This window comes from Levilactobacillus sp. LN180102, assembly GCF_050106635.1.
Lineage (GTDB): Bacteria > Bacillota > Bacilli > Lactobacillales > Lactobacillaceae > Levilactobacillus > Levilactobacillus brevis.
Genome location: NZ_JBNIIX010000021.1, coordinates 24,905 through 31,226, shown reverse-complemented (window position 1 = coordinate 31,226; position 6,322 = coordinate 24,905). Strand labels below are relative to the sequence as shown.

Below are 6,322 nucleotides of genomic sequence, written 5' to 3'. Positions count from 1 at the left end.
TTACATTTTTAAAAGCGAATTGACTTCGCAAATATTGTTTGGGTTTGATTCTAAAATCAAACCGCCCTACACATATTTGGTTTGTCGAAACAATGTTCAGTTTTCAAAGGTCTACCTTGTGTTCGCTCTCGCAAACAACTTAATCATCATATCATGTTGCTGATTTGATGTCAACAAGAAATTTGATTTAACAACGTTTCTCGTTGATTCGCTATCTCAATGCGACAGCTTAATTAATATATCATATCGTTGTCTTACTTGTCAACAACTAATTTCAATCTTTCGAATTGGTCTAGTTGGTTACTCGTCGTGACAACGTATATAACTATACCAAGTGAGCACCGACACGTCAACTAAAATATGAAAAAAAACTAAGTATTTTTCAATAACGTATATTAATATTGAAATATTCTGAAACGATACGGTATAACCGTACTCTCAATTGAATACACTATGATAAAGTACGTTAGGGTTGCATAAATAAAAGGAGGTGGTTACCCACGCTCCTCTCTAATCCATTTATTTAAGTCGTTTAGCCCATTGCTGTAATGCCACACTTGCTTCTTTACGATTAACCTCTGCCCATGTATAGGGAAAATAATTCTGCCAAATACCATCATCAAAAGCCCGTTCATAAGCTTCCAATTGCGGCACAATCGTTCGATCTGGTTTCAATAAGTTGGCAATTAACTCCAATCCCACCGTCGAAAAGCAAGTCACAACCACTTTCCCCGCCTGATTGGTCACCGGTTGGTCAGCCCCATCGTTCAGAAAAGTAAAGATATCGTGTTCAACTTCATCCAATTTACGTTGTTGTTGGGCCACATAAATGTGCCATTCATTACGCGTTGGCAGGTATTGTAAGAAATAGTAGTCTTGCAGAAATAACGCGAAGGTTCCTGAAAATCGTTCCGGTGATTGAACGGTTGGTCCAGATGGCCGACCATATAATGAAGACTTTTCAACTAATTGTCGTAAAGTTTCGAACGGATTAGCCTGACGCGTAAACATTGCCAAATACCGCATTTGCCGCTTATAGAGACTCACCACATCATCGGGGTGCATCACCCGTACCGTTGTTAATTCTAATGACAGATCAACCTTATCAATGTAGCGTAATGGCGTCTTCGGTAATTCACCAGCTTCTCGTAAACGGTCCACGTTTTGCTTAAATCGCTTAAACAAGGCTTCTCGACTTTTCTCAGTCGGTAACTCGTTTCGGGGAAAAGATCGCGCGTACACATACATTTCACCTAGGGACGTCCCCCACGGGAGCTTCGCCTGCAGGTAGTACTTCAACGCATCTGCTCGGGTGGTTGGATACTCATGAGCCACGGGTTGAACCGACTGTTGTGGTTGCTGAGTCCGGTCCACGCCTTTATATACAAACAGGTAATAACCCAGACCAGCTGCTAACAAAACACTACCATACATCTTGAACGCTCCCTTCTATTATTTGGTTAATTATACAATACACCAACCATCGTAAAAATAAAGCAAAGTACGTATGATTTTGGTCCGGTCCCTAGACAGATCTGCGCAACTGTAAAAAAGGAATCCGCCATTAACGACGAATTCCTTTTGAGGAGGATAGCTTCTTATGAGTAGCCATTAAACATGGGCAATGGCTTTGGTTAAAAGTTCAATAATGGTGCTGTTGGCAAACAACCGGAGAACCTCATCAATTTGTGGTGCCGAATGATCGCCCGTGAAAGCCACGTTCAGTGGGAAATATAGGTTACGACCTGTGACGCCCGTCTCCTGACTCACGGTTTGAATCATCTTTTTAAAGTCCGGTGTTGCGACATCTACAGGCAGTGCCTGAACATGTTTTCGAAAGGCCGTCAATACCGCAAGGGTTGCTGTCCGATCGAATTGCCGTAATTGGTCATAATCCAACGGCGCCTGCAAAATCGTCACGTAAAATAATACCTTATCCATAATCTCACTTAATTGATGGATTTCCGTTTGGTAGATTTTGCAAACTTGAAATGTCAGCGTTCGTAAATCCGGTAATTGTAGGGCCTTTACCTGCCTAGCAACATCCGTTTGTCCCTCGTCGACCAATTCCAGTACCCGATCCGTCATATCATCGAGGTCTAAGCGCTTAATGTAAGCCGCGTTGATCCAATCCAGTTTGCTTTGATCAAAGTAGGCTGGCGATTTGGACATTCTGGCTGGATCATAGCGTTCAATGAGCTCTTCTCGTGAGAAAAGTTCGTCCTCGCCTTCTGGTGACCATCCTAAAAAGGCAATAAAGTTGAAGATTGCTTCGCTTAAATAGCCTTGGTTCTTATATTGACTAATAAACTGTAATGTTTCCTTATCCCGCTTACTCAATTTTTTACGCGTTTTAGGATTATAAATTAACGTAATGTGCCCAAAGTTTGGGTGCTTCAAACCTAAGGCCTCATACACCGCAATTTGCTTTGGCGTATTGGCAATGTGGTCATCTCCTCGTAAGACATCTGTGATATCCATCAGGTAATCATCAATGACCACGGCAAAATTATAAGTGGGCATCCCATTACTCTTCTCAATAATGAAATCACCGCCCATATTGTCGGAGTTAAAAGCCACATGACCTTTAATAATGTCATCCCAAGCGTATTCATGGTTCGCCGGCAAATGGAGGCGAATACTAGGTTTTAACCCGCGGGCCTCCGCCGCCTGTTGATCGGCTACTGACCGACCATACCACCGACCATCGTAGTGCGGTGCTTCACCCGCGGCCCGTTGTTGGTCCCGCATAGTGGTTAATTCATCTTCCGTTGCGTAGTCTTTGTAAGCTAACCCTTGGTCAAGCAGCTGTGTAATGTAACGGTGATAGAGGTCTTGCCGTTCTGTTTGATGATACGGTGCGTACTTGGGATTGGGCTTATCAGGGCCTTCATCCCAATCAATTCCCAACCAATGAAGATTATCAATTTGGCTATCTTCACCATGGGGGACGTTACGTTTAACATCCGTATCTTCAATTCGTAAAACCATGGTTCCGTGATAGTGCCGCGCAAACAGGTAGTTGAATAAGGCCGATTGGGCATTGCCAATGTGCAAGAAACCTGTCGGACTCGGTGCATACCTCACTCTCACGTTCTTTTTCACTGTCGAATTCTCACTCATGCTTGTTTCCTCCTCTATTAACTCACCATTACTCGCCGTTCGGCCGGTCAGCTGCCCGAATTAACTTCGAACGGTGGTCTTGTTATCTTGATCAACGGTGGTCGTCACGCCAAATGTGTGATTTAATCCATCAATTGCTAATTTCAAATCATCCAAGAAATCATCGGCAATCGTCATGGTCATGGATGGGCGTACCACGATCCGGCTAATTGTCACATCGTCGCGATTCTTTGGCAGTGGATATGCCGGAACTTGCCAACCATACTTAGCCAGCTCGGACTCCAAATCATACAACGTCCAACCAACCGGCGCATCGTCCGCTAGTTTCCAACAGTTAATTGGTAGCTGTGACCCATCAACTAAAATATCGAAAATCCCATACGTTTTCAGAGCTGCCGTCAGCTTCAATGACACCTTCCGAACATTTTGCATGATCGTCTTGTAACCTGATAATCCAAATCGAATGAAATTGTAGTATTGCGCACTGATATGGGCACCACTGTGTGAGAAGTTAATGGCGATTGAATCAACGGTCTTACCTAGATATGGCACTTGGAATCGCATTTCTGCGGGTAAAATATCAGCCGTGTTGTGCCGCCAAACAATCCACCCCAACCCAGGGTAAACCATCCCGTACTTATGGCCCGAAACGTTAATGGAAACCACGTTCTTCAACCGGAAGTCCCACGGGTTAAAGCCATCGACGAACGGCGCGAACAGGCCACCAAAGGCAGCATCAACGTGAATCCGTACCGGCATCGTCGCGGTCTTATTATATTCGGTCACGAGGTTATCTAGCGTTTGAATATCATCAACGGAGCCTGTGTACGTAATGCCCTCAATTCCGATAATCCCAATCGTATTTTCATCAACATAATCCATCACATGATCCATATCTAAGGAAACTTGGTCACCATTAATTGGCACTTGGCGCATCTCGACATTCCAATAGGTACAGAACTTTTCCCAAACAACTTGGTAACCTGACATGATGACCAAGTTGGGCTTGTGGCTATGCAGGTCTTCAATATCAAAACCAGCTGCCTTGGCCCGGTGCTTCCAACTATGTAGTAGCGCCAAGCCGCCTAACATACATCCTTCAGAAGAACCTACAGTTGAGGTCCCAATGAAATCATCGTAAATCTTTTCATTGTCAGGAATTCCCCATAGGTGAGCAATCATGCTGACACAGTAATTTTCCATTGCCGCGGTCTTAGGGTATTCCGATTTATCAATCGCATTGGTATTCAACGCGTTCTTCATTAATTCATCGGCTTGTGGTTCCATTTGCGTGGTACAGAAGGTCGCTAGGTTTTGATTAGCCTTGGCTTCATTTAAACGATAGTGTTCCACCAATTGAGCGGCAACATCCGGTGCCATGGGATCATCTGGTAATGTATTGGTGGGTAAGGATTGCCCGGCTTCGACACTGCCTAAAAACGTTTTTTCTAAATCCACATTATTAATCATCTGCTGTGTTTCCTGATCGTTTTTATTCATCATATAGTCGTCATATCCGTATTGCGATATGGCTTGCCTCCTTAATCATTTTTCACTACTTGGTTTCTTTTTCCAACGCCTCATGACCGGTCGGTGCTGCCACTTCATCCACATTGACACCTAGCTGCAAGGCCCATTTGTCGTGGAAACGGTACAAGATAAATGGCAAAACGAGCATGACCACAAAGGCACTCACTAACAACATTAGGTACGTGTGTTTTGAGGCAACGGATAAATCTGCTGGCGGGAAGAAGGTCACGACAAATCCAAAGGCCGATAAAATAAACCCTAGGATACCGTAAGTGATCCGCAACCAACGCGACTTAGCGGCCACAAAGTCCCGATGCAAATCGACATACTTGAACTGTAAGACCAAATAACTAATAAACATCAGCATATACATCAAGGTGTATAAGGCTACCGTCAAACTCATTGCAGTCTGGAAGGAAAGGCTCGCCTTGTTCCCGCCAGCCCCAAACGTCAACAGCGCCCCAACAATCGACACGATGACCCCTTGAAGGACCATGACATTGGTTTCAATCCCATATTTATTGGCCTTAGAGAAGCGCGGTGGTAAGTAGCCAGCTTTAGCTGCTTCAAACATCCCCGCGTTAGGACCAACGACCCAACTGCTGATTTCACCCAAGACACCAACGGCTAATAAGAACCCTGTTAGCTTTTCGACAAAGACCACACCCACACCGTAGCGGGCAACTAAGGCCCCATAGGCGTAAACAATCCCATTACTTAACTGAATCTGATTATTCGGAATCGTCATAGCAATCGCCATACTGCCGATAATATCGGAACAGATCGCAGCAACTGCTAGTGCCATCATGACCTTAGGATAGATGCTAGGTTTATCCAAGTCCTTAACGTGTGGTGCCGACCCTTCGGCACCGGCAAAAGCCAAGATAAACGGAACAAATCCCACTAAGACACTCCCATTCCAACTCGATGGAAAAATGGTGTGCATGTTGACGTGAATCATCGCTGGGTTTCCTTGTACGAGGTACAAAATAAATAGAAAGAGTAAGAAGAAGACTGGGATAATCACCCCTAACGTGAAACACCATTGGGCAATCTTACCGGTAACACTCGTTCCTTTTTGCTGTAGAAAGATAAGGCCCCATAAAATGATCATCATCAAAATAAACTTAACTAACGGGTTATCCGTGATAATGGGTAAGCCAAACGTTACTGAAAAACAGCCGATAATGAAATACATCATTGTATTCATCCCAACCGTAATGTGAATCCATTGGTAGAATAATGCCGACCAACCTGCGCGTTCACCTAACATATTCCGTGACCAAGTAAAGATACCGCCTTTACTCCAGCCATCGATGGACGCCATCTCTCCTGAGGTCCGAGTCACCGGTAAAAACCATAAGATCCCGGCTAAAAACAGGTAAAAGAAAGCGGTTGGTCCTTGCTTAGCAAATGCCGCAAAACCGTAAACCGTCATGACCATGGAAGTCGTCATGGAAAATAACTGAAAGCCCGTTATTCGATTTGCCTTTTGCGTATCAATTTGCTGTTCAGACTTATTTTCATCCACTTGCTACACAATCCCTTCACAACCAAACGAAGCGGTGTCAATTAAGTACAAGTGACAGCGGTTTCAATTTGGGAACTCATTATTCGGCCGAATAATTGTGAACCACCACCAACGGTGATTCCGTGTTAACACCCTAAG

4 protein-coding genes are annotated in these 6,322 nt (G+C 44.3%); all 4 read right to left on the bottom strand.

Annotation, left to right across the window (positions count from 1 at the left end; all coding sequences use genetic code 11):
• Positions 1-519 precede the first annotated feature (519 nt).
• Entirely contained in the window at positions 520-1,434 is a 915-nt protein-coding gene (locus ACP4IT_RS11145) for a hypothetical protein (RefSeq protein ID WP_087612626.1), read from the bottom strand.
• 177 nt (positions 1,435-1,611) lie between these two features.
• Positions 1,612-3,123, bottom strand: a complete 1,512-nt coding sequence (gene gltX, locus ACP4IT_RS11140; protein ID WP_087612625.1) for a glutamate--tRNA ligase — start codon at positions 3,121-3,123, stop codon at positions 1,612-1,614.
• Between the two features lie 60 nt (positions 3,124-3,183).
• On the bottom strand, positions 3,184-4,626 hold the full coding sequence (locus ACP4IT_RS11135) for a glutamate decarboxylase (RefSeq protein WP_044000193.1): 1,443 nt from the start codon (positions 4,624-4,626) through the stop codon (positions 3,184-3,186).
• Between the two features lie 52 nt (positions 4,627-4,678).
• Positions 4,679-6,184, bottom strand: a complete 1,506-nt coding sequence (locus ACP4IT_RS11130; protein WP_011666889.1) for an amino acid permease — start codon at positions 6,182-6,184, stop codon at positions 4,679-4,681.
• Positions 6,185-6,322: the final 138 nt, after the last annotated feature.

Excerpts from the sequence above, each read along its gene's own strand:
- ACP4IT_RS11135 (WP_044000193.1), bottom strand. The coding sequence starts at position 4,626 with ATGATGAATAAAAACGATCAGGAAACACAGCAGATGATTAATAATGTG.
- ACP4IT_RS11145 (WP_087612626.1), bottom strand. The coding sequence starts at position 1,434 with ATGTATGGTAGTGTTTTGTTAGCAGCTGGTCTGGGTTATTACCTGTTT.
- gltX (WP_087612625.1), bottom strand. The coding sequence starts at position 3,123 with ATGAGTGAGAATTCGACAGTGAAAAAGAACGTGAGAGTGAGGTATGCA.